This is a genomic window from Pseudomonas sp. LB1P83 (assembly GCF_054897885.1).
In genome coordinates this window covers 3,644,802-3,670,207 of sequence record NZ_CM142709.1, presented here as the reverse complement: position 1 = coordinate 3,670,207, position 25,406 = coordinate 3,644,802, and the positions used below count along the sequence as shown (strand labels likewise).

Annotated in this window: 19 protein-coding genes and 4 pseudogenes; 12 read left to right on the top strand and 11 right to left on the bottom strand. The window is 58.8% G+C overall.

All coding sequences use genetic code 11. The features are described 5' to 3' along the window. Positions 1 to 14 precede the first annotated feature (14 nt). From ACYZTY_RS16930 to ACYZTY_RS16915, 4 genes are all read right to left on the bottom strand, one after another. Complete coding sequence (locus ACYZTY_RS16930) at positions 15 to 308, bottom strand: DUF3077 domain-containing protein (RefSeq protein ID WP_131063042.1); 294 nt, start codon at positions 306 to 308, stop codon at positions 15 to 17. Positions 309 to 719: 411 nt separating this feature from the next. Then, the gene (locus ACYZTY_RS16925) at positions 720 to 1,274 is read right to left on the bottom strand and encodes a hypothetical protein (RefSeq protein WP_461954677.1); all 555 of its coding nucleotides are present in this window, start codon (positions 1,272 to 1,274) and stop codon (positions 720 to 722) included. Then, entirely contained in the window at positions 1,252 to 1,458 is a 207-nt protein-coding gene (locus tag ACYZTY_RS16920) for a helix-turn-helix transcriptional regulator (protein ID WP_461954676.1), read from the bottom strand. Before ACYZTY_RS16920 ends, ACYZTY_RS16925 begins: the two co-directional genes overlap by 23 nt. Next, the gene (locus tag ACYZTY_RS16915) at positions 1,455 to 1,829 is read right to left on the bottom strand and encodes a hypothetical protein (protein ID WP_461954675.1); all 375 of its coding nucleotides are present in this window, start codon (positions 1,827 to 1,829) and stop codon (positions 1,455 to 1,457) included. The genes ACYZTY_RS16920 and ACYZTY_RS16915 overlap by 4 nt, the downstream gene beginning before the upstream one ends. Before the next feature lie 187 nt (positions 1,830 to 2,016). Here ACYZTY_RS16915 and ACYZTY_RS16910 point away from each other — a divergent pair, with 187 nt between their 5' ends. Next, positions 2,017 to 2,352 carry a hypothetical protein gene (locus tag ACYZTY_RS16910; protein WP_461954674.1) on the top strand — a complete coding sequence of 112 codons (336 nt, stop codon included), beginning with the start codon at positions 2,017 to 2,019 and terminating at the stop codon, positions 2,350 to 2,352. A 294-nt stretch (positions 2,353 to 2,646) separates the two neighbouring features. Here ACYZTY_RS16910 and ACYZTY_RS16905 read toward each other — a convergent pair whose 3' ends face one another. Further along, a complete protein-coding gene (locus ACYZTY_RS16905) occupies positions 2,647 to 4,332 on the bottom strand; it encodes a sensor domain-containing diguanylate cyclase (protein WP_461954673.1) in 1,686 nt (561 codons plus the stop codon). Between the two features lie 134 nt (positions 4,333 to 4,466). Beyond that, positions 4,467 to 4,601, bottom strand: a pseudogene (locus ACYZTY_RS16900) (LysR family transcriptional regulator); the annotation flags it as partial. Here ACYZTY_RS16900 and ACYZTY_RS16895 point away from each other — a divergent pair. Beyond that, positions 4,585 to 4,986, top strand: a pseudogene (locus ACYZTY_RS16895) (enolase C-terminal domain-like protein); the annotation flags it as partial. The pseudogenes ACYZTY_RS16900 and ACYZTY_RS16895 sit on opposite strands and share 17 nt — an antisense overlap. 71 nt (positions 4,987 to 5,057) lie before the next feature. Here the strand turns inward: ACYZTY_RS16895 and ACYZTY_RS16890 are convergent. Further along, on the bottom strand, positions 5,058 to 5,951 hold the full coding sequence (locus ACYZTY_RS16890; RefSeq protein ID WP_461954672.1) for an AraC family transcriptional regulator: 894 nt from the start codon (positions 5,949 to 5,951) through the stop codon (positions 5,058 to 5,060). 138 nt (positions 5,952 to 6,089) lie between these two features. On the opposite strand from ACYZTY_RS16890, the gene ACYZTY_RS16885 reads away from it, so the two are divergent. The 3 genes from ACYZTY_RS16885 to ACYZTY_RS16875 are packed head-to-tail and all read left to right on the top strand — an operon-like array spanning position 6,090 to position 8,218. Beyond that, positions 6,090 to 6,833, top strand: a complete 744-nt coding sequence (locus ACYZTY_RS16885) for an SDR family NAD(P)-dependent oxidoreductase (protein ID WP_461954671.1) — start codon at positions 6,090 to 6,092, stop codon at positions 6,831 to 6,833. Between the two features lie 18 nt (positions 6,834 to 6,851). After that, on the top strand, positions 6,852 to 7,253 hold the full coding sequence (locus tag ACYZTY_RS16880; RefSeq protein ID WP_461954670.1) for a VOC family protein: 402 nt from the start codon (positions 6,852 to 6,854) through the stop codon (positions 7,251 to 7,253). After that, positions 7,250 to 8,218 (top strand): saccharopine dehydrogenase family protein, encoded by a 969-nt coding sequence (locus ACYZTY_RS16875; RefSeq protein WP_461954669.1) that lies wholly within the window; start codon positions 7,250 to 7,252, stop codon positions 8,216 to 8,218. Before ACYZTY_RS16880 ends, ACYZTY_RS16875 begins: the two co-directional genes overlap by 4 nt. On the opposite strand, the gene ACYZTY_RS16870 is transcribed toward ACYZTY_RS16875, so the two are convergent. Both ACYZTY_RS16870 and ACYZTY_RS16865 read right to left on the bottom strand, forming a co-directional pair. Next, positions 8,215 to 8,520 carry a DUF7693 family protein gene (locus tag ACYZTY_RS16870; RefSeq protein WP_461954668.1) on the bottom strand — a complete coding sequence of 102 codons (306 nt, stop codon included), beginning with the start codon at positions 8,518 to 8,520 and terminating at the stop codon, positions 8,215 to 8,217. The genes ACYZTY_RS16875 and ACYZTY_RS16870 overlap by 4 nt on opposite strands. Positions 8,521 to 8,594: 74 nt before the next feature. Beyond that, the gene (locus tag ACYZTY_RS16865; RefSeq protein ID WP_461954667.1) at positions 8,595 to 9,170 is read right to left on the bottom strand and encodes an acyl-CoA thioesterase; all 576 of its coding nucleotides are present in this window, start codon (positions 9,168 to 9,170) and stop codon (positions 8,595 to 8,597) included. A gap of 105 nt (positions 9,171 to 9,275) precedes the next feature. Here ACYZTY_RS16865 and ACYZTY_RS16860 point away from each other — a divergent pair, with 105 nt between their 5' ends. From ACYZTY_RS16860 to ACYZTY_RS16850, 3 genes are read left to right on the top strand one after another with little or no spacing between them, the layout of a single operon-like run. Further along, complete coding sequence (locus ACYZTY_RS16860; RefSeq protein ID WP_461954666.1) at positions 9,276 to 10,241, top strand: GlxA family transcriptional regulator; 966 nt, start codon at positions 9,276 to 9,278, stop codon at positions 10,239 to 10,241. A gap of 38 nt (positions 10,242 to 10,279) precedes the next feature. Continuing rightward, positions 10,280 to 10,669 (top strand): c-type cytochrome, encoded by a 390-nt coding sequence (locus tag ACYZTY_RS16855; protein ID WP_461954665.1) that lies wholly within the window; start codon positions 10,280 to 10,282, stop codon positions 10,667 to 10,669. Positions 10,670 to 10,700: 31 nt separating this feature from the next. After that, the gene (locus ACYZTY_RS16850; protein WP_461954664.1) at positions 10,701 to 11,228 is read left to right on the top strand and encodes a GNAT family N-acetyltransferase; all 528 of its coding nucleotides are present in this window, start codon (positions 10,701 to 10,703) and stop codon (positions 11,226 to 11,228) included. Positions 11,229 to 11,304: 76 nt separating this feature from the next. On the opposite strand, the pseudogene ACYZTY_RS16845 reads toward ACYZTY_RS16850, so the two are convergent. Next, positions 11,305 to 11,547: pseudogene (locus tag ACYZTY_RS16845) on the bottom strand (phage infection protein); the annotation flags it as partial. Between the two features lie 706 nt (positions 11,548 to 12,253). Here ACYZTY_RS16845 and ACYZTY_RS16840 point away from each other — a divergent pair. From ACYZTY_RS16840 to ACYZTY_RS16830, 3 genes and pseudogenes are all read left to right on the top strand, one after another. Then, positions 12,254 to 21,388 (top strand): annotated as a pseudogene (locus tag ACYZTY_RS16840) (non-ribosomal peptide synthetase); the annotation flags it as partial. 160 nt (positions 21,389 to 21,548) lie between these two features. Beyond that, on the top strand, positions 21,549 to 22,757 hold the full coding sequence (locus ACYZTY_RS16835) for an MFS transporter (protein ID WP_461954663.1): 1,209 nt from the start codon (positions 21,549 to 21,551) through the stop codon (positions 22,755 to 22,757). 47 nt (positions 22,758 to 22,804) lie between these two features. Further along, a complete protein-coding gene (locus tag ACYZTY_RS16830; protein WP_461954662.1) occupies positions 22,805 to 23,284 on the top strand; it encodes a VOC family protein in 480 nt (159 codons plus the stop codon). 39 nt (positions 23,285 to 23,323) lie between these two features. On the opposite strand, the gene ACYZTY_RS16825 is transcribed toward ACYZTY_RS16830, so the two are convergent. Then, on the bottom strand, positions 23,324 to 24,217 hold the full coding sequence (locus ACYZTY_RS16825; protein WP_461954661.1) for a LysR substrate-binding domain-containing protein: 894 nt from the start codon (positions 24,215 to 24,217) through the stop codon (positions 23,324 to 23,326). Between the two features lie 135 nt (positions 24,218 to 24,352). Between ACYZTY_RS16825 and ACYZTY_RS16820 the strand changes: the two genes are divergently transcribed. After that, positions 24,353 to 25,405, top strand: a complete 1,053-nt coding sequence (locus ACYZTY_RS16820; protein WP_461954660.1) for an agmatine deiminase family protein — start codon at positions 24,353 to 24,355, stop codon at positions 25,403 to 25,405. The last annotated feature ends 1 nt before the right edge of the window (position 25,406 follow it).

Here is a 25,406-nt window from a genome sequence, read left to right as displayed (position 1 = left end):
GATGTGATTAGCCGCTATTTTGCGACTTTCATACTCGCTCTATCAGGTCGTGGCGTAACCGCTTTGACCACATCATCAATCACCGCTTTCCCCATTGCCGTCAAATAGTGCGCGGCCCACGAAAAACGGTCCGTTTCTCTGTCATAGGCGGCGTCTTTTGTAAGCGCCTTGGCCAGGAACAGTAGATCTGAAGCCATTGCCAGTGCTGCGTCGACAGGAACGCCGGCGCTGACATGGAACAGTGGGCGGTCTACGCAATAGATGCAGGGGGTGAAGCCAATGGTTTTTGCTTCGGTTGGTTCGGTCATTTTCCACCCCCGATTATCAAGCAGAAGGGGTGGTCGAGCGATAGATCATTGCGCGCTTTAGTGCGCAGAAAAGAAAGGCTGAGCTTATACGGATTAACAGTGTGCATTTGTCCAACTCCTTGACGTGAGGAGCTGCCACTTTTCGTTACCAAGCGAATGGGTGGCAGCTGCGCGCAGGTTGGTAAACCGGGAGTCAAGGAGACCGGCACGCCCGAAGGCGTCCCACGCACAGCCGCCATAACACAAGTTCGTAGCCGTACGACTGCCAGAAACTGTGAAGGGAGCGCTGTTGCGCAACTCGACGGGTTACCAAGCCCGATCGCTGAATGTGCAGCGACGTCTGAAGAATATCCCGTCGGAAGAAAGGCCAACAAGGCTATAGCTTGCTGAAAAGCACTGAAACGCGCTTCCTTACGCAACTCTCGGAGTTTGCCTACAACTCCGACATGAAGCCACCCAATATTCTGAAAAGAGCACCGCCAGCGACGAAGACGGCCCGCTGCTCGGCGAGGTGGCAGCGCTGGCCCCGGTGCAACGCACATATGCAAGACTCAAACGACGGGCGAAAAAAAACCGCCTTTGCGGGGCGGTTCTTTTGTAAGCCTCAGTTTGCGGCTGTGGCCTGAGCTTCTCGTTCTTCTGCTCGGAACTGGCCGACTCGCCGCTGTGGGTCATCGGCACCGAGGTGTCCCACGAACACTCCGCAACCTCCAGCGCCTGCACCTTCACGGGCATGGCCCTGGCGGGCGCCGTGTCGCCGGTAGTGATCGGTTGGTTGCTGGACATCACGGGGAATAACTGGGCGGTGGCGTTCGGTGCTTCGATCGCCGTGGTGCTGATGGGGCCGGAGGGAAGAGGGGGGCGTGCACGATTGATGGAGTGGCGATGGAGCTGTGTCAAAAGCCGCCGTTCAACAGCGGCGGCAATTGACCAGAGCCACGCATCAGCCCTGACTGGAAAACTCATCGTCAAAAATGCTTTCGATGGGTAACTCAAAAGCCCTGGCGATTTGAAATGCAAGCGGAAGGCTCGGATCATAACGACCGTTCTCGATCGCATTGATCGTCTGGCGCGAGACATTTAACAGCGCTGCCAGATCGACCTGCGACCACTTGCGTTCGGCGCGAAGTTCCTTGAGTCGGTTCTTCATTGATAACGGCGTCTGGCTACTTGCAACCCGATGATCCACATCAATCCCATCACCGGCCAAACCCACAACCACGGCAGATGGGGCGCCCCGACATTTTCCAGAAAGCCGTAGCTGAAGGTCAGTAGTGCGGAAGCCGCAAACGCGAAGCCGAGCGCCTCAAACTGGATGCGTAAATGCATTTCGTCCAGACGCCGAAGTTGCCGCACGACTGCCCAGCAAATCAAGGCGGCTGGAATCACGGGTGTAAGTGTGATGACGGTGCGCAAAACAATACTGGCCTCCTGTATGCGCAGAAGTAGGAATATCGAAGCCATTAACACGACCGAATACAAGGCCAGCCCAGCGCCCATTTCGTAGTAGTACCGTTTCATTTCATTGTCCTTGATGTAAAACGGCCTTTACATATTCGCCGATGATCTTGTGGATGTAAAGCACGCTTTACATAGGTTTTTACAGTGAGTCATGCCCTGCGCAGGCGATACCAATTGGCCACCTATTCCGTTAGAGTGTGTGCCGCCCGAGAGATGGATCCCGGGCAACATCTCATGGAGTTTTTCAGTGAAGTACCTCAGTAAAGTTGTTGCCGTTTCTCTGTTCGGTCTGGTTCTGGCGGGTTGCACCGGCACTCCGATGAACACCCAGCACTATGAAAGCAGCCAATACACTGTAATCGGCCACAGCGAAGCGACGGCCACCGGCCTGTTGCTGTTTGGCGTGATCCCGATCCAGCAGAACAACCGTTTTGTTCGCGCACAGAACGCGGCGATCAAAGCCAAGGGTGGTGACGCGATGATCAACACCCAGGTGCAGGAAAACTGGTTCTGGGCTTGGGTCCTGACCGGCTACACCACCAAGATCTCCGGTGATGTGGTCAAGCTGAAAAACGTTCAGTAAGCTCAACGCACCGTCACGCGTTGATCTGAAAAAGCCCGGCTAAGCCGGGCTTTTTCGTAGGTGTAAGTTGAAGAATCGCGACGCTCTAATCTGTAGCAGCTGGCGAAGCCTGCGTTCGGCTGCGCAGCAGTCGTAAATCCTGAGCACGCGATTTTTCTGATACACCGCATCGTCTGATTTCACGACTGCTGCGCAGCCGAACGCAGGCTTCGCCAGCTGCTACAAGAGTATGTGACAGCAGAAATTGCTTAACTGGCCGGACTTTTTGCTTTGGGTTTTGAAGAGTTGGGGCACTCAGTGGCGCTCCGGCACGCGAGCCTGTTGAGCCACCCGATTCCTTCCCGACCACTTCGCCTGATAGAGCTGCTGATCGGCGCGTTTGATCAGCGCGGTCGTATTGCTATCCGATGACTCGGCCAGCCCGATACCGATACTGACCGTGACGTGCCCGACCGTGGCAAACGTGGCTGCGGCAATCGCGGCACGGATCTTCTCGGCAACGACCTCGGGACTCTCGGGCTCCTCGACTTCCGGTAACAGCACCGCAAATTCCTCACCACCGTAACGGGCCACAAAGTCAGTGGCGCGGGTGGTGTCCTGAATCAGCCGGGCGAGTTGGTGCAGCACTTCATCACCAATCGCGTGGCCGTGGGTGTCATTGATTTGCTTGAAGTGGTCGGCGTCAATGAACAGCAACGCGAAGGGTCGTCCGGTGCGTTGAAACAGCAGGTTGCACTCGTCCAGTTTCTCGTCGAATCGCCGCCGGTTGTACACCCCTGTCAGCGCGTCGTGGGTGGCCAGTTTCAACAGATCGGCATTGGCCTGGGTGAGGGCAGCGGTGCGTTGCGCGACGGTGGCTTCCAACGACGCATTGGCCTCCTGCAACTCGCGCTCTTTGCCGAGCAAGGACTGCGTCATGCCCTGGAGGGATTGGCCCAGTTGGGCAATTTCTCGCACCGAATGATCACGGGGGAAGGTCACGCCGGGTTGTTGGTTCTGTACCTGTTTGGCCGACTTTGCCAGTTGCTCGATCGGGCGACTGAGGTACAGCGCCAGGTAGTAGGCCACCAGACCGAACACGATCGCGGCGATGACGCCCAACCCCAGCAACTTGTAAAACAGGATACGTGCCGGCTGAAGCGCGATATCAAGGGGTTGCCGTACGGCGATGTACCACGCAAGGTCGGTACTCGATGGCGTCGGCACCGCGACAACGCTGGTCAGGTAACCGCTGCCCACTGACCAGCCAGAAGTGGCGGAATGGTTTTCCCGGGCCAGCGGCATATTTGGCACGCGTTGCCCCATGAGCGATTCCGGGTAGAGCACTTTGCCGTTGTGGTCGACGATCAGCGCCTCCACTTCAGGCGTCATGTCTTTTCGCAGCACCGCCGCGTCAACAATCCGCGTCACCCAACTCCAGTGGGCATGAGCGCCCAGCACGCCGACGACCTGGCCCTCGGCATTGCGTATCGGCGCGGCGAAATCGATGAAGCGCAAAGGTTCACCACTGGCGGTTCCCGGCAGCAGTTTGGCCAGCAACACCGCCTCGTGAGGATCGCCGGTGTAGGCACCGCGCAAGCCGGCTTGAAACCAGGGGCGCTCTTTCACCGATTGATTCACCAGAAGGCCATTCACGGCTTGCCGCACACGTCCGCTGGCGTCCGCCACGCCCATCCAGGCGTACTCGGCGCGGGACTGCGAACGCAGCTCCATCGAGGTCAAGATATCCGGATCGTCCAGGTCGCCATGTTTGAAAAACGGGGCCCGACTGAGCAGGGATACTTCGAGCTGACGTTCATGCAACTGAGCGCCCAACAGCTCTGCCGCAGACCTTGCCGTGCTCAACAATGCATTGCCGCTGGCCTGCTTCATCTGCTCGGTGGCGATGTGGCCCACGTAGAAACCCACGCTCACGAGCGTGAGCAGCGACAAACCGGCAAACCAGAGAGTCAGGTGGCTTCGCAGACTGGCTTTGATCATGGGGGCCTGGCTGAAGTGTTTGGAGTCGCGGCATGGTATGCGCAATGGTCGGGTGGGTGCCAGTGGCGGCGCTTTCATGGCCCGGGTGGATCGGGGGCAGGGGAGTGTGCCGAACGACTGTTTTCGTGGCAATTTCAAACCCCCCATCCTTCCCGCACAGCCCGTCGAATCCCCTCCAGCAACATCGCAAACGCCGGGTTGTCGTTGTTCCCGCGCGAGATCAAATGCAACTCGCTCTGCACCCCTTCGCTCAGGTCGATGTCGCGAAACGAAGAGCAGATCGTCGCCCAGGCGCTGGCGAAAATGTGCGACACCTTTGGCCTTGGCGTGTCCATGCATTCCAATTCGCACTTAGGCATCAGCCTGATGGCGATGGCGCATGTGGCCGCTGCATTGCCCAATCTGGATTATGCCTGCGACACGCATTACCCGTGGCAGGAGCCGGATGAAGAGGTGATCAAGGGCGGCAAAATTCCGATCGTCGATGGCTACGTGAAAATCACCCGTGCACCGGGTCTGGGCTTAGAACTGGACCACGATCAGCTCGGCAAGCTGCATGACCAATACCTGACTTGCGGCATTCGCCAGCGCGATGACGTGAAGCAGATGCAGCGTTACAAGACGGACTGGAAGGCGGTCAAACCGCGGTTTTGATCCTGTGAGCTGTGCAGACTCGGGAGGTCGAAAAGCCCTGGCACATCCTTAGGGGTAACAGGGCTGATCACTCAGTCGGCACGACCGCGCATTTCAGCCATAATCCGCGCGGCATCTCGTGCCGGAGGCAAGCCGAAGACACGGGCGTAGTCGCGGCTGAATTGGGTGGCGCTTTCATAGCCGACATCGAAAGCGGCGCTGGTGACGCTTTTAGCGTTCGCGATTAACAGGGTCCGCGCCTGAAGCAACCGGACGCGTTTTTGATACTGCAAGGGGCTGAGCGTGGTGACGGCTTTGAAATGGCGGTGGAACGCAGACACGCTCATCGACGCTTTCCGGGCCATTTCTTCGACCCGTAGCGGCTCGGCGAAGGCGCGGCGGATCCACTGGATGGCCAGGCTCACTCGGGCCATGGCCGTATCAGGCGCGGCAATTTCGCGCAGCATCCAGCCGTGGGGTCCTTGCAAAACCCGATAAAGGATCTCCCGCTCGTAAACCGGGGCCAGGGCCGGAATGTCCGCCGGCCGGTCCATCAACCGCAGCATGCGCACCCAGGCATCCATCAGCTCGGGCGTGACCGCGGCCACCGAAAAACCGGCCTCTTGCTCATGCTGGGCGGCAGGTTTTGGCAGGTCCGTCAGCAGCATCGCCAGAACGGCAGGATCAAGCGTCAAGGCGACGGCGAGATACGGTTCGCCGGAAGTTGCCGGATGCACACTGCCGACCGCAGGCAGTTCAATCGACATCACGAAGTAAGTCGCCGGGTCATACTGTAGCGTACGATCGCTGACGGTCATGGACTTACTGCCCTGCAGGATCAGGTTGATCATCGGCTCATAGACAGCGGCCAGTTGATGCTCGGGAATCGCACCCTGGACCATGGCCACGCGCGGAATGCCGGTCTCTGTACGCCTGTTTTCGGCCCTGGCGGCGAGGGCCCTGAGTTCATTCAGTTGATTTTCCATGGGGAGACATCTGACAGCAGGGTGACGCACGACGCAAGCAAAAAGCAGAAACAGGCAGGATTGGAGTAGTAACGGCTGCGCTCGCCCCGTGTTCTATGGTTACCGTGGTTGCTCACCTGATTAGCAGTGGAGCAAACCATGAGTGTTATCGTCATTACCGGCGGCAGCCGAGGCATCGGTGCCAGCGTCGCAGTGCAATGTGCCCGGCGCGGAATGGGCGTCATCCTGACCTACAAGAGCAACCTGCAAGCGGCCGACTCGGTTGTGCAACGCATCAAGTCCGAGGGTGGCAATGCCGTTGCCCTCGAACTGAATGTCAGCGATGCCGGATCGTTTGGTGTGTTCTTCGAGGCGGTACGGCATGCACTGCAATCGAACTGGCAAGCCACAACCCTGGGCGGTCTGGTCAACAATGCCGGCCACGGCTTATTCAATCCGATCGAGACAGTCACCGAGGCGCAGTTCGACGACCTCATGAACGTTCACCTCAAAGGCCCGTTCTTCCTGACCCAGGCATTGCTGCCGTTGATGGAGGAGGGTGCAAGCATCGTCAACCTCACCAGCGCGACAACGCGCGTGGTCACTCCGGGCGTGGCGCCTTATGCCGCCTTCAAGGGTGGGCTGGAAGTACTCACTCGTTACATGGCCAAAGAGTTTGGTGCGAGGCGCATCCGTGCCAATTCTGTCTCTCCCGGTGCCATTCGCACTGAACTGGGTGGCGGTTTGAGCGAAGAGTTCGAGACCCTGCTAGCTTCGCAAACGGCGCTCGGCCGTGTCGGCGAACCGGACGACGTGGGTCGTGTAATCGCCACGCTTATGTCCGAAGACAGTGGCTGGATCAACGCGCAATCCATTGAGGTTTCCGGCGGTTACATCATCTGAATCAGCGAGGCACATTCCATGCTAGATCATGTTTTTATTTCGGTGAGCGACACTCAACGCTCCGTCAATTTCTATACCGCGGCGCTCACACCGCTCGGGATTACCAGCCGGCTGGATTACGACGGCAAGGACGGCCCGCCGGGCCATCCGGACCTCAAGGGTTTCGGCGCGCAAGGTCGGGTGTTTTTCTGGCTGCGTGAAGGTGTGGTAGAGGGGCGGGCTGCTCATGTCGGGTTCGTCGCGAACAGCAGGGCCGAGGTCGATGCGGCTTATGCCGCTGCGATGGCGGCAGGCGCAACCGATAACGGCGCTCCCGGCGCACGGCTGCATTACGACCCGAACTACTACGCTGCCAACGTACTGGACCCGGATGGGTACAGCATCGAATTCGTCTATAAAAACTGGCAGCACCCACAATGAGCAAACTGCTGATTTACGGTGCCACCGGGTACACCGGCCGGATGGTGGCGGCGCAGGCGAAGGCCTTGGGGCTGGACTTCGAGATCGCCGGACGAGATGCAGCAAGGTTGGCGGCGCTTGCCCGGCAACTGAGCGTGCCTTATCGAACCTTTGCGCCAGACGCTCAAACGGCGCAAGCGCTCAACGGCGTCACCGTCCTGTTGAACTGCGCCGGCCCTTTTGTATTGACGGCAGAACCTTTGATGCGGGCCTGTATCGGGGCCGGAGTCGACTATCTCGACATCACTGCCGAGATCAACGTTTATCGACTGGCCGAGCGGTTAGGTGAGGGGGCCGGCGTGATGCTTTTGCCTGGCGTCGGCTGGGACGTTGTCCCCACCGACTGCCTCGCCATGCACGTTGCCCGCCGCGTCGAGAATCCGCAGTCGTTGCGGATCGCGCTTCAGGTCGCAGGCTCCATGTCACGCGGATCGGCCAACAGTGTCGGCGAGATCATCGGTGCGGGGCTGATGGCGCGGGTCGACGGCGTACTCGTTCCTGCGCCGGATGCGCAACCGAGTCACTTCGATTTCGGTGCCGGGCCTGTGCTCTGTGCGCCGCTGTCGTTCGGTGACCTGGTCACCGGTGGGCGCTCAACGGGTATTCCGAACATTGCCATGTTCGTGCACATCAGCGGTGATGCTTTCCCCGAGGGCGACCTGTCGCAACTTCCCGATGGCCCTGACGAGCAAGAGCGCCTGTCTCACCGGGCTCGTGCGGTTGCCGAGGTGACGGGTGACGATGGGCATGTTGCACGGTCGGTGATTGAGACCGTCAACGGTTATTCGTACACACCACTGGCCGCTGTGGAAGCAGCGCGACGCGTGCTGGGCGGGGAGCGGCGTTGCGGGTTCGAAACGCCGGGTCGTCTGTTTGGTGTCGAATTTGCCGAGAGCATTGCGGGTACATTGATCGTTGATCTTTAAGGTTTGCGCAGCAGGCCCAGCAACCGCTCAATCTGCGCCAACTCCCATGTGCTGAGCAAACTGACCGGGTCGGTGCCGTAGCGTTGCCAGCGGTCGAGTTCACCCTCGCGGCCGTCCGGGCTCTGGCAACGTTGGCAATGCAGCAGGCGATTACCGTCGACACCGAGGCTCAGGCGCCAGCCTTCGATATTGACCTGCACGTGGCCGGGCTCGGATTGTTCGGCGAGGCGCATTAGAGGCCGAACTTCCAGCGCGGCGTCGCGCAACTGCTGGTAAACCTCGCGGGCGGTCAGGGGTGGCACAGAGTTCTCCGGTGAAATCGCGGGGTGCACAGGATAGAGTCTGCGCTTGCTGCTGTCAGCGGATAACGGGCGCCTCAAACTTCTTCGACTGTCCGCGGGCGCCGGGCAGGCTGACCTTCCTCCTCTCGAAGCTCAAGGCTCATGTCGTTGCAGCTTTGCGACCAGTCTGTCAGCCACTGCGGCATCGGTGGCGATTGTTCCGCCAGGCCCAGCTCCCGGGCAAACTCGCCGGGTGCAACCGTGCCTTTGCCCGCGCGGAACAGGCCGCGCATCACGACCACGCCGACCACGCGCCCTTTGCTCACGAAGCGATGTTCCATAAAGCTCCACTTATCGTCCCAGCCAAGCATCCGGGTGTGAATCTCGAAGGCTTCGAACAGCTTCAGCTCACGACGGAATTTGCCCCAGGTATCGCCAACGATCGGCACCGCCTTATTGCGCAAGGCCACGCGGAATGCGCCGCTGCGCAGTACGTAGTCCATGCGCCCCAGGTCGGCCAAGGTGAAATAACGGCCATTGGTCACGTGGCGGTTGAGGTCGAGGTCGAGCGGCCAGACGCGCAGACGGATGACGGTGGTCGCCAGGGCGTCGACTGGCTTGCGCCACGGACGACGAAACAGCATGAGGAACAGTCGGAACCAGAGATTCATAAGTACGCCGATGATTGAGTGACCGGTGCACTTTAGGGAGGAGGGATCAGGTAAGGTAGGTGCGCAAATGACTTTTTACATGCGAAAAGCGCAACAGGATCATGCATGCACGTCACTCTTTTACTGGCGGACCAATGTTCCGCTGCCAGCGCCACCATGGCGTTGGAAGTGCTCAGCGCCGCCAATCTGTTCGCAGACACGGCGGTTGCGCCTTTTGAAGTTGTCATTGCCTCCCTTGATGGCAATGATGTCGCCGCATGGGGAGGGCAGACGCTGCGCGCGGACCTGTCCACCGTCGAGGTCCTGCGAACCGATCTGGTGCTGATCCCCGGTTTTCTCTTCACCCTGAGGGACGCCTTGCCGGCATTTTCCGCCTATGGTCCCTGGCTGCGTCAACAGCATGCGCAGGGTGCGGTTGTGGCTTCAATGTGTACGGCGGCGTTCATGCTGGCCGAAGCGGGCCTGCTGGATGGCGTTCGGGCAACCACGCACTGGGCCTTTGCAGACCTGTTTCGTCGTCGGTATGCCGAGGTCTGTCTGGAGGAAACGCAGATCCTCTGCGAGGACAACCGCGTGATCACCAGCGGTGGCGCGAGTGCCGCCATGGACCTTTTGCTGCACCTCGTGCGCCGGTTTGCCTCATTGGATCTGGCGCAGAAATGTGGCAAATACTTGCTCGTCGACACGGTGCGCAGCGAGCAATCGGTGTATGTCATGTGGTCTATGCCGAAGAGTCACGGGGATGGCGACATCCTGCGCTCGCAAAACTGGCTGGAGGCACACTTCGATCAACCGCTGCTGATTGACGATGTCGCCCAGCGCTTCGGGTTCGGCGTGCGCAACTTCAAAAGGCGCTTCAAGGAGGCTACCGGGTACACGCCGATTACCTACCTGCAAACCCTGCGTCTGGAGAAGGCCAAGCAGTTGCTTGAGTCCACGCGAATGACAATGGACAGCATCACGTACGCCGTGGGCTACGAAGATGGCAATTCATTCCGTAGACTTTTCCGCCAGCGGGTGGGTTTGTTGCCGGCGGCTTACCGGAAGAAATTTCAACCGGGTGCGAGTTGATTCACAAGCGATAAGCCACAGATGATTTGGAGCAGGACATGAAGAAAGCCGCAGCACTCACCCTGGCCTTGGTGCTCAATGCCGGGCTGTCCAGCGCGCAGGCACACGCGGCCGGCGATGCTGAAGCGGGAGCGGCACTGTTCAAACGGATATGCGGCGGCTGCCATCAGGTCGGGGAGTCGGCGCGGGGTTCGTTCGGGCCGCAACTCAATGGCATTTTTGGACGCCACTCGGGCAGCACCACGGATTACCAATATTCCGACGCCATGAAATCAGCCGGCATCGTCTGGACCCGCGAAACCCTGGCCGCGTACCTTGAAGCGCCAAAGAAAGTGGTCCCTGGCACTCGCATGATTTTTTGGGGGCTCAGCGATCCGGAAAAGATCGAAAACCTGTTGGCGTACCTTCAGACCTTTCAGCCGCAATAGGCTTCCCGACATTCGCCAAGGATCAAAAGCGATGCAACGAACCACCTCGCGATTGTTTTTAAGGCCACCTCAACCCGAAGACCTGGCCAGCCTGTTTGCCATCTACGGCGACCCTGCCACGAACCAATACAACCCGGTCGGGCCTTTGACGCTTATTGACCAGGCTGAAACGCTGCTGAATGACTGGATTCGCCACTGGACCATTCACGGCTACGGACTGTGGACCATCGCCACCCGTGTTGCCCCTGATTGCGTCATTGGTTTCGGCGGTATCGGTTGGCGCAAGTACGGCGATGTCGAGCGGCTAAACCTCGGTTATCGACTTGCCGTGTCCGCCTGGGGCCAGGGGTATGCGACTGAGTTGAGCAGGGCGTCGCTTGAATATGGATTCGACGAGCTGAAGGTGCCTGAGGTTTTTGCGCTGGTCAGGCCCGCCCACACTGCCTCGATAGGCGTGCTGGAAAAAATCGGCATGCAACGTGTCGACGTGCTGGACGACGTACCGGGGCAGGCGCCGAGTTTTGTTTACAAGGTCAGTCGGTCCTTGATTGGAGACTGATTTATTCTGGCGCATGAAAAAGCCCGGCGGACAGGCCGGGCTTTTCATTGAGTACCGCGGTGAAGCTATTCATTTATGCAGCGTGGCTTTCGATCAGACGGTCGGAGCCACCTTCGGCAACACGGCTTTCGATCAGACGGTCGGAGCCACCTTCGGCAACACGGTTTTCGATCAGACGATCCGAACCACCCTCAGCCACACGACTTTCCATCAGACGATCCGAGCCGCCTTCAGCGACAACCGGGTGAGCAGAGGTAGCGGCGAAAGCGTTAACTGCAAAAACCGAGAAAGCGATGCTGAGAAGGAGTTGGCGTTTCATGATGGTGTGCTCCGGGGGGTCGTTGTTTTGGTATGGAGCCGATGTTACGCCGCAGATTTTTTATGAGAACTTCATTGAGTTGATGGTGACTATCGACGTAGGCAATGGATGACAGAACGGTCAAAGCGACCGCGCAGACGATGACAATCGATTCGTAGGAAAGCACCTACAAAAAACTCACGAAACGGTTATTTCACACTCATGAATCGAACTTGATAACCGCCAGTGTGGCGGTTTTACTTCGTCAGGATGTGTCAGTTTTCGACCGGTATTGACTTCGATGTGTCAGGGGTAGACTCTTGGCATCGATGGGCCTCATAGCTGAAATCGGATCGAAATCGTTCTGCTGAACAGACTAAAAGATCATTGTTTATCTCTAACGCAGAAAAGAAATGTCCTGGCTTGTCTGGCCATGGATGTTGTTTTTCATGGGCGGCAATAACCAGGGTTTTTAACTGGCATCTGTCTGGAATGCCCGGCAGGCGCGGGGTTGGTGATGTGTGATGGCATTGGCAAGATGATGTCGGCTGATACGCCTGTTTATATGTTAGATAGTGATTAGTTCTAATGATCGATACGTTGCCGCTGGATTGGTTTAGGCTTGCGGCAGGTAGAAGTCAATAGATAGTATTCCATGGACTTGCACTTACATGATGTAGGTGCAATCAATCGATAGAAGTGACTTTGTTCACTTCTGGAGGCAAGGATGCACGACCAAGTTACGTCTGAATATTCTGTACATCTGTGTATTCATCAGTTATTCGAGGCGCAGGTTGCGCGCAATCCTGAGGCAACAGCACTGGTGTTTGAGGGCGAGGTGCTCAGCTATGGCGAACTCAACGCCAGGGCTAATCGGTTGGCGCATCGGCTGATTGCTTTGGGCGTCAGGCCCGACCAGCACGTGGCGATCTGTGTCGAGCGCTCCTTGGCGATGGTTGTTGGCCTGATGGCGATCCTGAAGGCGGGTGGCGCCTATGTGCCGCTCGATCCGGAGAGCTCGGGGGAGCGACTGGCGTTCATTCTTGGCGATACGGCTCCGGTTCTGGTGCTGGCTGATGCGGCCGGGCGCCAGGCGCTCGGGGACGCTTTAAAGGCTCTTACCGTCCTTGATCCCCGGGAGGTCCCGACCGAAGCGGACACCAACCCTGACGTCCCCGGCCTTACCCCCGGCAACCTCGCTTATATCATCTACACCTCGGGCTCAACCGGACAGCCCAAAGGGGTCATGGTCGAGCATGCTCAGGTGGTGCGTCTGTTCGACACGACACATCCATCCTTTGGTTTTGTGGCCAGCGACGTCTGGTGCCTGTTCCACTCTTTTGCCTTCGACTTCTCGGTCTGGGAGCTGTGGGGAGCCCTTCGTTATGGCGGCACGCTGGTGTTGGTCCCGCATGCCATTACCCGTTCTCCCCAAGCGTTTTACCAGCTGATTTGTGAGCAGGGCGTCACCGTCCTGAACCAGACCCCGAGCGCCTTCACCGCCTTGATGGAATACCTACAACCGTCATCGAACCCTCTTCGCTACGTCATTTTTGGCGGTGAAGCGCTGCAACCGTCGACCTTGCGCGACTGGTATGGCGTGCGTGAAGAATCTGCCCCGCAACTGGTCAACATGTACGGGATCACCGAAACCACGGTCCACGTCACTTATTACCCGCTGACTTCATCCGATGCGAGACAAGTCGACAGCGTGATCGGTCAATGCCTGCCGGGTTTGAATCTCTATCTTCTGGACTCGCATGGCCAGCCGGTTCCGATGGGGGAAGTGGGTGAAATGTACGTCGGCGGCGCCGGTGTTGCGCGTGGCTATCTGAACCGTCCCGAGCTGACGGCTGAGCGTTTCCTGCACGACCCTTTTGCGGGGAAGGCTGACGCGCGTATGTACCGGTCGGGGGACCTGGCCCGTTATCTTCCAGACGGAAATCTGGCGTTTATGGGGCGCAATGACGACCAGGTGAAGATCCGCGGTTTCCGGATCGAGCTGGGTGAGATTGCAGCCAAATTGGCCGAGCATCCCTCCCTCCGCGAGGCGGTGGTAGTGGCGCAAGGCGAGGAGACCGACAAGCGTCTGGTGGCTTATGTGTTGGCGCAGTCCGAAGTTGAGGACGCATCGGTCGATTGTGAATCTGGCTTGTCGCTGGCGGGAACGCTACGTGATTACCTGAGTAACCGTTTACCCGACTACATGGTGCCGTCTGCCTTTGTGCGGATGGACAGCTTCCCCCTGACGGCCAATGGCAAGCTTGATCGCAAGGCGTTGCCTGTTCCGCAGGAGGACGCTTTTGCCCGTGAGGCCTACGAGGCGCCGCTGGGCGAGATCGAGGTCCACCTGGCCGGGATCTGGTCGGAGCTGCTTGGCGTTGAACAAATCGGTCGCCATGACAACTTCTTCGCCCTCGGCGGTCATTCGCTCATGGCCGTGAGGCTGGTCAGTCGCATTGCAGCCCTTGGGGCTGAATTGCCGCTCGCCACCTTGTTCGCCTCTCCAACGCTCGAGGCTGTGGCTTTGGCGATTGAAGCCCTGCGCAACGGCGGCGCTGTGGCGCGTGGATCGATCCAGACCCTTTCTCGCGATGAATCCTTGCCGCTGTCTTTCGCTCAGCAGCGACTGTGGTTTCTGGCCCAACTCGACAGTGGGATCAGCGATGCCTATCACATCCCCTTGGCCCTGAGATTGCGCGGCCAGTTGAACGTGACGGTGTTGCAGCAGGCCCTTGATGCACTCTGGTCGCGCCATGAGGCATTGCGCTCGGTCTTTGTCACCCAAGAGGGCGAGGTCGAAGTGCGTCTGCTGGCCGGCGACCAGGGGTTGCCATTGCGCCGGATTGATCTTCTTGAATCGGGCGCAGAAGCCGAGCTTGCAAGGCTTTGCACCGACGAAGCCCGGGCGCCCTTTGATCTCGCTAGTGGCCCGCTGATTCGGGCTTGCCTGATCCGGGTGCCTGTCGCCGCCTCCGTCGATGAGCATGTATTGCTTCTCACACAACACCACATCGTCTCGGATGGCTGGTCGCTCGGCATACTTTTGCCAGAGCTGAGTGCGCTGTACACGGCGTTCATTAACGATCAGGCCAGTCCATTGCCGCCGCTGGCGATCCAGTATCCGGACTATGCCGCCTGGCAGCGGCAATGGCTGTCGGGGGAGCGCTTGAATGAGCAGGCGGCGTACTGGAAGCAGGCGCTGGCCGATGCGCCAACGCTGCTCGACCTGCCCACAGACCGGCGGCGGCCTGAGCAGCAGTCCCTTGTGGGCGCCTCTGTGCCGATCGAGCTCAGCGCAGAGCTGACAACGGCCCTCAAGCGTTTCAGCCAGCAGCAGGGCGTGACGCTGTTCATGACCGTGTTGTCGGCCTGGGCGGCAGTACTGTCACGTCTGTCGGGGCAGGAAGACATTGTGATCGGCGCGCCAAGTGCCAACCGTGGCCATTGCGACATCGAGCCGCTGATCGGCTTTTTCGTCAACACACTGGCGCTGCGGATCGATCTTGGCGACAACCCGAGTGTGACCGACCTCATTGCGCGAGTACGCGAGCGGGCACTCAAGGCCCAGGATCATCAGGATCTGCCGTTCGAGCAGGTGGTGGAGATGACCCAGCCGCCTAGACGGTTGAGCCATACGCCACTGTTTCAGGTGGTATTTGCCTGGCAAAACCATGATGCAGGCCAATGGGCCTTGCCCGGCCTTGAAGCCAGCCCAGTGGGTTCATCCTATGAGGTGGCGCGGTTCGATCTGGAGCTGAACCTGGCCGAGGCGGGCGATCGAATCGTGGGGGCGCTTGGCTATGCGACGGCGTTGTTTGACGCAGCCACGATCGAGCGCCACGCGGGTTATCTGAAGACTGTCCTTGCCGAGATGACCCGGGATGCCAGCCAGACTGTCGCCAAAATAGACCTGCTTGAGGCGTCTGAGCGCACCTTGTTGCTCAAGACGTGGAACTCGGTGGATGAATCCCGCCCGGCTCATCTGTGTATGCATCAGCTATTCGAGGAGCAGGTTGCACGCAATCCTGAGGCAACCGCACTGGTCTTTGAAGGCGAGGCGCTCAGCTATGGCGAACTCAACCTCAGGGCCAATCGGCTGGCGCATCGGCTGATTGCTTCAGGCGTCAGGCCTGACCAGCGCGTGGCGATCTGTGTCGAACGTTCCACGGCCATGGTGGTTGGCCTGATGGCGATCCTGAAGGCGGGTGGCGCCTATGTGCCGCTCGATCCGGAGTACTCGGGGGAGCGACTGGCTTTCATCCTTGGTGATACAGCTCCGGTTTTGGTGCTGGCTGATGCGGCCGGACACCAGGCACTCGGGGACGCTTTGCAGGCTCGTACCGTAATCGATCCCAATGAGGTCCACGCTGAAGCGTCGATCGGGGCGGACGCCAACCCTGTAGTTCCAGGCCTTGGCACCAATAACCTCGCTTATATCATCTACACCTCGGGCTCAACCGGACAGCCTAAAGGGGTGATGATCGAGCATGCTCAGGTGGTGCGTCTGTTCGACACGACACACGCCGACTTTGGTTTTGAGGCCAGTGACGTCTGGTGCCTGTTCCACTCTTTTGCCTTCGACTTCTCGGTCTGGGAACTGTGGGGCGCCCTTCGTTATGGCGGCACGCTGGTGTTGGTCCCGCATGCCATTACCCGTTCTCCGCAAGCGTTTTATCAGTTGATTTGTGAGCAGGGCGTCACCGTCCTGAACCAGACCCCGAGCGCGTTCACAGCCTTGATCGAATATGCACAACCGTCATCGGACCGCCTGCGCTACGTCATCTTTGGCGGCGAAGCACTGCAACCGTCGACCCTGCGCGTCTGGTATGGCGTGCGTGGCGAATCGGCCCCGCAACTGGTCAACATGTACGGGATCACGGAGACCACGGTCCACGTTTCCTGGTACCCGCTGACTTCATCCGATGCGCGACAAGACGACAGCGTGATCGGTCGGCGTCTGCCGGATTTGAATCTCTATCTGCTGGACGCGCATGGCCAGCCTGTTCCGATGGGGGCCGTGGGTGAGATGTACGTCGGCGGCGCGGGTGTTGCGCGTGGCTATCTGAACCGCCCTGAGCTGACGGCCGAGCGTTTCTTGTTCGATCCCTTCGCCGGCAAACCTGAAGCGCGAATGTATAAAACGGGGGACCTGGCCCGTTACCTTCCGAACGGCAATCTGGCGTTTCTGGGGCGCAATGACGATCAGGTGAAAATCCGCGGCTTCCGGATAGAACTGGGGGAAATTGCGGCCCGATTGGCCGAGCATCCTTCCCTCCGCGAGGCGGTGGTGGTGGCGCAAGGCGAGGATGCCAACAAGCGCCTGGTGGCTTACGTGGTGACGCACTCCGAGGTTCAGGACACGCCGGTAGACGCTGCAACTGGCCGGGCGCTGGCGGGAACGCTGCGTGATTACCTGAGCAGCCGTTTACCCGACTACATGGTGCCGTCTGCCTTTGTACGGATGGAAAGCTTGCCGCTGACGGGTAATGGCAAGCTTGATCGGCGGGCGCTGCCGGTTCCAGAGGACGATGCCTTTGCCCATGCGGCCTACGAGGCGCCGTTGGGCGAGATCGAGGTCACCCTTGCCGGGATCTGGTCCGAGCTGCTTGGCGTTGAGCAAGTCGGTCGCCATGACAACTTCTTCGCCCTCGGCGGCCATTCACTCTTGGCGGTGCGGTTGATCGAACGGCTGCGCCGCCAGGGTCTGAGTCTTGCTGTGCGTGATCTGTTTCAGACGCCGGTGTTGTCGGTGCTGGCCAGCACGCTTGGCCAACACAGAGAGGTGGTGGTGCCGCCGAATCTTATCAATCCCGAGACCGGCAGAATCACGCCCGACCTGCTGCCGTTGATCGATCTCAGCCAATCGGACATCGATCTGATCGTTTCACAGGTACCTGGGGGGGCAACCAACATTCAGGATATCTACGCGCTCTCACCGATGCAGGACGGCATCCTGTTCCACCACATGCTGGCAAAGGAAGGTGACCCCTATTTGCTGGTTGCGCAGATGGCCTTTGCTGATCGTGAAACACTGGAACGCTATCTCGGCGCCGTTCAACAGGTGGTAGACCGTCACGACATTTTGCGTACCGCTTTTGTCTGGGAAGGAATGTCTCGCGCCGCGCAAGTTGTCTGGCGACAGGCTCCACTTTCCGTCACTGATGTTGTTCTCGATCCGGCAGACGGCCCCGTTACCGAACAGCTTTCCCGGCGCTTCGATTCATGTCGACACCGAATTGACCTGACCCAGGCACCGGTGCTGCGCTTTATCGTTGCCCATGACCCTGTCGCAGGCCGCTTCATTCTGATGCAGCTGCAGCATCACTTGATTGACGATGCTTCTTCCTTGCAATTTTTTTATAACGAAGTGCAGGCTTTCCTCGCCGATCGCGGTGAGAAGCTGCCGTCGCCTCAACCGTTCCGCAACCTGATCGGTCAGGTGCGTTTGGGCAAGAGCGTGGCGGAACATGAACGTTTCTTCAGATCGATGCTGGCTGGCATAGATGAGCCGACGCTGCCCTTTGGATTGGCGGAAGTGCATCTGGATGGCGCGCAGGTGGGGCAGACCTGCCGCATGGTTTCGGCCGAACTCAATGATCGGCTGCGGGCGCAGGCGAGGCGATTGAATGTGAGTCTCGCCAGTCTGTGTCATGTTGCCTTTGCCCAGGTTCTGGCGCGCACCAGCGGCCAGGAAAAGGTCGTGTTTGGTACGGTGCTGTTTGGGCGCATGCAAGCGGGCCACGGGGCGGATCGAGCGATGGGCATGTTCATCAACACGCTTCCAATCCGCTTTGACTCAGGCGGCATTGATACCGCTGAGAGTGTCCAGCAGGCCCATGCCCGACTGGCCGAGTTGCTCGCCCACGAGCATGCCTCGCTGGCACTGGCACAAAGGTGCAGTGGGGTCGCTACAGGCACGCCGCTGTTCAGCGCATTGCTCAACTATCGGCACAATGATCTGGCGGGTGCGGACAACATCGTCCAGACCATGGGGCAAATGCCGGGCGTCGAGTTCTTGAGTGAACAAGAGCGGACCAATTATCCGTTCACGTTGTCTGTGGAAGATTTCAGTCACTCACTGGGGTTGACGACCCAAGTGGTCACGCCGTTCGATTCCGAACGCGTGTGTGGCTACATGGAGCAGGCGTTGGACAGTCTGGCGCAGACCCTGGAGCGCTCGCCGCAGCGCCCGGTTCGACAGCTGAATATTTTGCCTGCGCCTGAACGTACCTTGCTGCTCAAGACGTGGAACGCGACGGATGCATCCTGCCCGGATCATGTGTGCATTCATCATTTGTTTGAGGCGCAGGTGGCGCGCACTCCAGAGGCAATGGCGCTGATCCTTGAGGGCGAGGCGCTCAGTTACGGTGAACTCAATGCCAGGGCCAATCGACTGGCACATCGGCTGGTCGAGCAGGGCGTCGAGCCCGACCAGCGGGTGGCGATCTGTGTCGAGCGCTCGGCGGCAATGGTTGTGGGTCTGATGGCGATCCTGAAGGCGGGCGGCGCCTATGTGCCGCTTGATCCGGCCTATCCGGGAGATCGACTGGCTTACATTCTTGCCGATACGGCGCCGGTCCTGGTGTTGGCCGATGCGGCCGGACGGCAGGTGCTGGGTGAGGCACTGCAGTCCCATACCGTGCTTGATCCCAATGAAATGTTGACGACGTCTGATGTCAATTTTCAGGTTCCCGGCCTTACACCGCGCAACCTCGCTTATCTGATCTATACCTCGGGTTCAACCGGTCAGCCCAAGGGCGTCATGATCGAACACCGTGGATTGATCGCATCGACATTGGCACGAACCACAGTCTACAAGCCAGGTTCCGACGCTGTATTTTTACTGCTGTCATCAATGGCGTTTGACAGTTCTGTAGCCGGCATCTTCGGAACATTAACCACCGGTGGTGCCTTGTGTTTACCAGGCGGCAAAGCCGTCGTAGATCCACTGATCATCAGCCGCCTGTTGATTGAGAACAAAGTCACGTCAGTGCTGTTGGTGCCGTCTCTCGCAAGATTGGTTTTGCCGCAAGTCGCCCAACTTGGATATGGACAACTGCGTCAGGTGATCGTGGCGGGTGAAACATGTCCTGCGAAGCTGATCCAGGAAGTGACTTCAGCATTCACCAGCATTGAGTTGTTCAATGAATATGGCCCGACTGAAGCGACAGTCTGGGCGGCAGTCCATCGCTGTTCCTCTGATGACGTTGATCCGGTGCCGATAGGCCGTCCGATTTCAAACACCCGCATTTACCTCCTGGACGCGTATGGCGAGCCAGTTCCGCTGGGTGCGGTGGGCGAGATGTACATCGGGGGCATGGGTGTTGCGCGTGGGTATCTGAACCTCGCTGAACTGACGGATGAGCGTTTCTTGCTTGATCCATTTGCCGGCGAGCCTGACGCGCGTATGTATAAGACGGGGGACCTGGCCCGTTATCTGCCGGACGGAAACCTGGTGTTCCTGGGGCGCAATGACGACCAGGTCAAGATCCGTGGCTTGCGGATTGAACCGGGTGAAATTGCGGCCAGATTGACCGAGCATCCTTCCCTCCGCGAGGCGGTGGTGGAGGTGCAAGGCGTAGACCCGGACAAGCGACTGGTCGCTTATGTAGTAGCTCGGCCAGAGGTGTTGGGAAATGCCGACTCAGAGGCGGGTTTATCGCTTGCAGGTCGACTGCGTGATTATCTGAGTGAACGTCTACCCGACTACATGGTGCCGTCTGCCTTTGTGCTGATTGAACGCTTGCCGCTGACCCCGAATGGCAAGCTTGATCGGCGGGCGTTGCCTGTTCCTGAGGGCGAGGCTTTTGCCCATGCGGCGTATGAAGCACCACAAGGTGAGACCGAGACGATTCTGGCAGCGCTCTGGTCAGGGTTGCTCGGGGTTGAACAAGTCGGCCGCCATGACAACTTCTTCGCCCTCGGCGGCCATTCGCTAATGGCCGTCCAACTGATGCAAAAAATCAGGGGTTATGGTCTGGAGTGTTCGCTGAGCGACATTTTTGAACACCCGAGATTGGCCAACCTTGCCACTCGGATCGCACAGTCTCCTGTGTTCAATCCGCAGATCGGGGCGATCACGGTGCGCGCTGGCGGGACTGAGCCACCGGTCTTTTTCGTGCCCTCGGGATTGGCCGATTATTCGTACGCTATTTCTCTGGCGCAACAACTCCGGGTTAGCTGCCCGATCCATGTATTGCCGTGGTCGGCCATTGGCGACCCTTTGCCTCACTCGATGGAGGATATGGCCGAAAGAATGATACCGCTCATGCAGGCGATCCAGCCTGAAGGGCCTTATCGCATTGCGGGGTATTCCTCTGGAGGGATTCTCGCTTATGCCATCGCCCATGCGCTTATGTGCAAGGACGCCAGTGTTGAGTTCTTAGGGTTTATTGACGTGCCGGCCCCGCATAAGTTGCTTTATAAAAATCGAGCCATAAAAGACTACTTTATTGAACATGTTAAGGCGGTGGCTTGCGAGGCGGAGCGTCATAAATTCGATGTGTTGAATGAGGGTGATGAGTTTGCCGAGCTGATTAAAAAAGCACAGGATCTGGGAGGTTATGATCCAAATGCAGACCTCTCGCTGGAAACAGTCAAATGGCAAGCCATTTATCATTTCTCACACATTGCCGGCGCCTATAAACCCTCTCCATTGCCGGTCAATCTCTATCATTTCTACGCGGCTGATCGTGAGCGTAGCCCTCTGCTGCGGGTTGATAGGGTAGGCGGGTGGAGAGAGCTCTTGCCTGATTTGGCGATTAATTCTGTTTCGATTCCAGGCGGGCATGTGTCGATGATGGAGGACGTCAGTAATCGCAAGCACTTGGCTGAAGCATTAAGCCGAGCGCTTTTGTAAGAGGCAATGATTGAGCGTTTCGCTCATCTGCATGCAAGTGGGTTTGTAATAGCCCACTTGCATGCTGGCTCAAATAACCATTCAGGTGCCGATACCCCATTAGTTTGCATTGCATGCCAGCGGGCTACTTATCAGCGTCGAAGTATAAACAGGAGGAATCATGGCAAATCCCTACCGCGAACTTCTCACCACCCCGGGCGTCATGGGGTTGGTGATCGCGAGTTCCATTGCCCGTCTGCCACAGGCAATGATCGGCATCGGCATCATTACCATGCTGGTGCAGCAGACGGGTCTTTATTGGCTGGCGGGCTCGGTCGCCGGTACTTTTACCTTGGCGAATGCGCTGATCGGCCCGCAAGTGTCGAAGCTCGTTGATCAGCGGGGCCAGAGTCGGGTTCTGCCCTTTGTGACGGCCTTCAGCATTGGCATGTTGCTGGCGCTGATCATCGCTGTCTACATGAAGGCTCCGGCCCCACTGCTTTTTATTCTTGCGGCATTGGCGGGCACGATGCCAAGCATGCCCGCCATGATCAGAGCACGCTGGACGCAGCTTTTCCGTGGCAAGCCGCAATTACACACGGCCTTCTCCCTGGACACGGTGCTAACTGAACTCGCCTTTATCATCGGCCCACCACTTGCCATTGGTTTGAGCGTCAGCCTTTTCGCCGAAGCCGGGCCTCTTGTCGCCGTCTTGTTGCTGGTTGTCGGCGTGACGGCCTTTCTTATGCAGCGCCAGACAGAACCGAAGGTGGTTGTGGGTGTTAAAAGGAGCGCAAGTTCCACTCTGCTTATCCCCGGCGTTCGTACCATCGTGCTGGCGCTCTTGGCGATGGGTGTAATTGGCGGATCAGTCGACGTGGCGGTTGTTGCCTTCGCCAACGCACAAGGCTGGCCGGCGTCTGCCAGTTTCATCCTGGCAGCCTATGCGCTCGGCTCCATGATCGCGGGCCTGACGTTTGGCGCGTTAAGGATTTCCTTGCCGATTGAAAAGCAGTTCTTTATCGGGGTTCTGATAACGGCAGTCACAGCTGTACTGCCCATTCTCTCACCGAACGTCTACATCCTTTCCGGGATGCTGTTTGTGGCCGGTATGTCATTTGCGCCAACGATGGTCGTCGTCATGAATCTCGGTACGATCATTGTTCCGCCTTCCAGGATCACCGAAGGACTGACGTGGATGACGACAGGCATCAGCATCGGCGTAGCGCTCGGTGGCGTACTGGCGGGCCTGGTCATTGACGTCCATGGCGCGCAGGCAGGCTTCGGTGTCGCCATTGTCGCGGGGCTGGCCATGGTGGTGATCGTGCTTTTGGGGCTGCGTACACTTCGTGCTACGTCTGCGGTTTGTGCAGAGCCGAGCTTCCAGTAATCAGCAAGCTAGAATGATCATTCATTCCCCAATATTGGAGAACCAGAATGGTCAGCAAAAACACGATTTGTCTCTGGTACGACGGTGCCGCACTGGACGCCGCCACGTTCTACGCCAAGACGTTTCCCGACAGCGCGGTGGGAACCATCCTTCGCGCGCCTGGCGACTATCCGGCGGGCAAGCAAGGCGATGTATTGACGGTCGAGTTCAAGGTGATGGGCATTCCTTGTCTCGGCCTGAACGGGGGGGCGGGGGTCAAGCACAACCAGGCTTTCTCGTTCCAGGTGGCGACTGACGATCAAGCCGAAACGGACCGTTTGTGGAACGCGATTATCGGAAACGGCGGCGTGGAAAACGTCTGCGGCTGGTGCCAGGACAAATGGGGACTGTCGTGGCAGATCACGCCGCGCGTCCTGACAGACGCCATCAACAATCCTGATCAAGTCGCGGCCAAGCGTGCGTTCGACGCCATGATGCAGATGGGGAAAATCGACGTCGCGGCGATCGAAGCGGCTGTTAAGGGTTGATCCGCGCGGCTTTGGGCTGGGCGGCTTGCACGATAACTTTCACGAGGACGAACAAGGAGACGTGTATGCGCAACTCGCTGCGTCCAGGTTACTCAGTAACCATTCGACAAAGCTTCGCGCGAGCGGATTGTTCTCGCTGTCACGGTGGGTCAGCAGCGCCCAGTTCGGGCCGCGAATGGTGTCCTCCACCAAGGGTTGCAGCAGTCCGCTGTCGCGCGCCGGCCGACTCAGCAATTGGCTGACCAGCGCGATGCCGAGCCCCGCGCACGCCGCGTCCAGCAGCAGGCCGGGATCGGAGAAATTCAGCCCCTGATCCTTCTGGCCGACATCGATGCCAGCCTCCACGGCCCAATGGCTCCAGTCCATTTCCCGCTCGCCGTGCAGGATGGTGCGCTGCTCGACGGGCACCGCCAACAGGTCCGGGTGACAGGCCGGGTAGAGGCGGTCAGCGTGCAGCACCTTGAAGCTGCACTCGGCCTGGGAGCTGATGTCGTCACGCACTGCGAGGTCGATGGTCTGGGTGGCCATGTCCGGGACTTCATCGGTGCTGAAAATCCATAGGTCGACCTCCGGATGCTGACGGCGAAAATCTCCCAGTCGTGGCAGCAGCCAGTGACGGGCGAACGTCGGCGTGGTGTTCAGCACGAGTTGGTTGGGTTTCTGGTATTGCCCGAGGCGACGAATGCCGACTGCCAGTTGCTGCAATAACGCCTGGGTCGTGCTGAGCAAATCATGCCCGGCATCGGTCAGGCTGACGCTGCGTCCACTGCGAAAAAACAACGGCTGCTCAAGGTACGCTTCAAGCGTGCGGATCTGCTGGCTGATGGCTGACTGGGTCAGGTGCAACTCGTCGGCGGCCTTGTGAAAACTGCCCAGGCGGGCGGCTGCTTCAAAGCCGCGAAGGGTGCTGAGCGGGGGCCAGTGCTTAAGCATACTGATAAGTTCCTCTAATCACTTTTCTACAAAATCCATCGTTTGTTAGCCCTTTTTTACAGCCGTAGCATGCATGCCAAGACCGCCAAGGCAGTTTTCATTGAACACAATGGCTTAACTAAAGGGCTTTTTATCATGCAGCAGAGCGAACTTCAAAACAGTGGCTGGTTGATGCCGGCAGAGTGGGTCAAGCACGCCGCGACCTGGATGGTCTGGCCGCACAACCAGGCGCTCTGGGAGTCGGGCTGGGGTGTCACCTTGCCGCTGGTGCAAGAGGATTTTGCCCGGGTGGCCAACGCCATTGCCCGGTTCGAACCGGTGAAAATGGTGGTCGACCCGTCGGCTGTCGTGAGTGCCCAAGCGCTGTGTGGACCCAACATCGAACTGATCCCGCTGGCGGTCAACGACAGTTGGTGCCGGGACTCTGGTCCGAGCTTCGTCTGCCATCCGCAACACGGTCTGGCCGGTGTGAGCTGGCGCTTCAACGCCTGGGGTGGCAAGTCGCTGCATAACCTGGATGAAAGCCTGGCACGTCGCGCACTCAATCACCTCGGCGTGCCGTGTTTCGGCACCCCACTGAGTAACGAAGGCGGCGCGATTCATGTCGACGGCGAGGGCACGCTGATCACCACCGAGTCGGTGTTGCTCAACCCCAATCGCAACCCGGGCATGACCAAGGCCGAGATCGAGGAAATTTTCACCCGTCTGTTGGGCGTGAAAAAAACCATCTGGCTGCCGGGTGATCCGGACTACGTGACGGGCGACATGACCGACGGCCACGTTGATGGCGTCTGCGCCTTCGCACGTCCCGGCGTATTGCTGGTGGACGCCACCCACGACAAGCACTCTGTTTACGCCGAAGTTGCACGGGAAAACCGTCGCGCGCTGGAACTGGCCACCGATGCCCAAGGGCGCAAGTTCGAGCTGATCGAGCTCTATGAAGCCACCGATGCCGTGGACACCGAAGCCGAAGTGTTCTGTGCCTCGTACACCAATTTCTACATCGCCAACAACGCGATCATCATGCCGGCCTATGGCATCGACGCCGACAACGCAGCGGCCGAAGTATTGGCTCAGACGTTCCCCGGGCGCGAAGTGGTGCCGGTGCGGATCAATCACCTGGCCCATGGTGGCGGCGGGGTGCATTGCATCACGCAGCAACAGCCGGCCTGGCCAGTGGAGGGTTGAC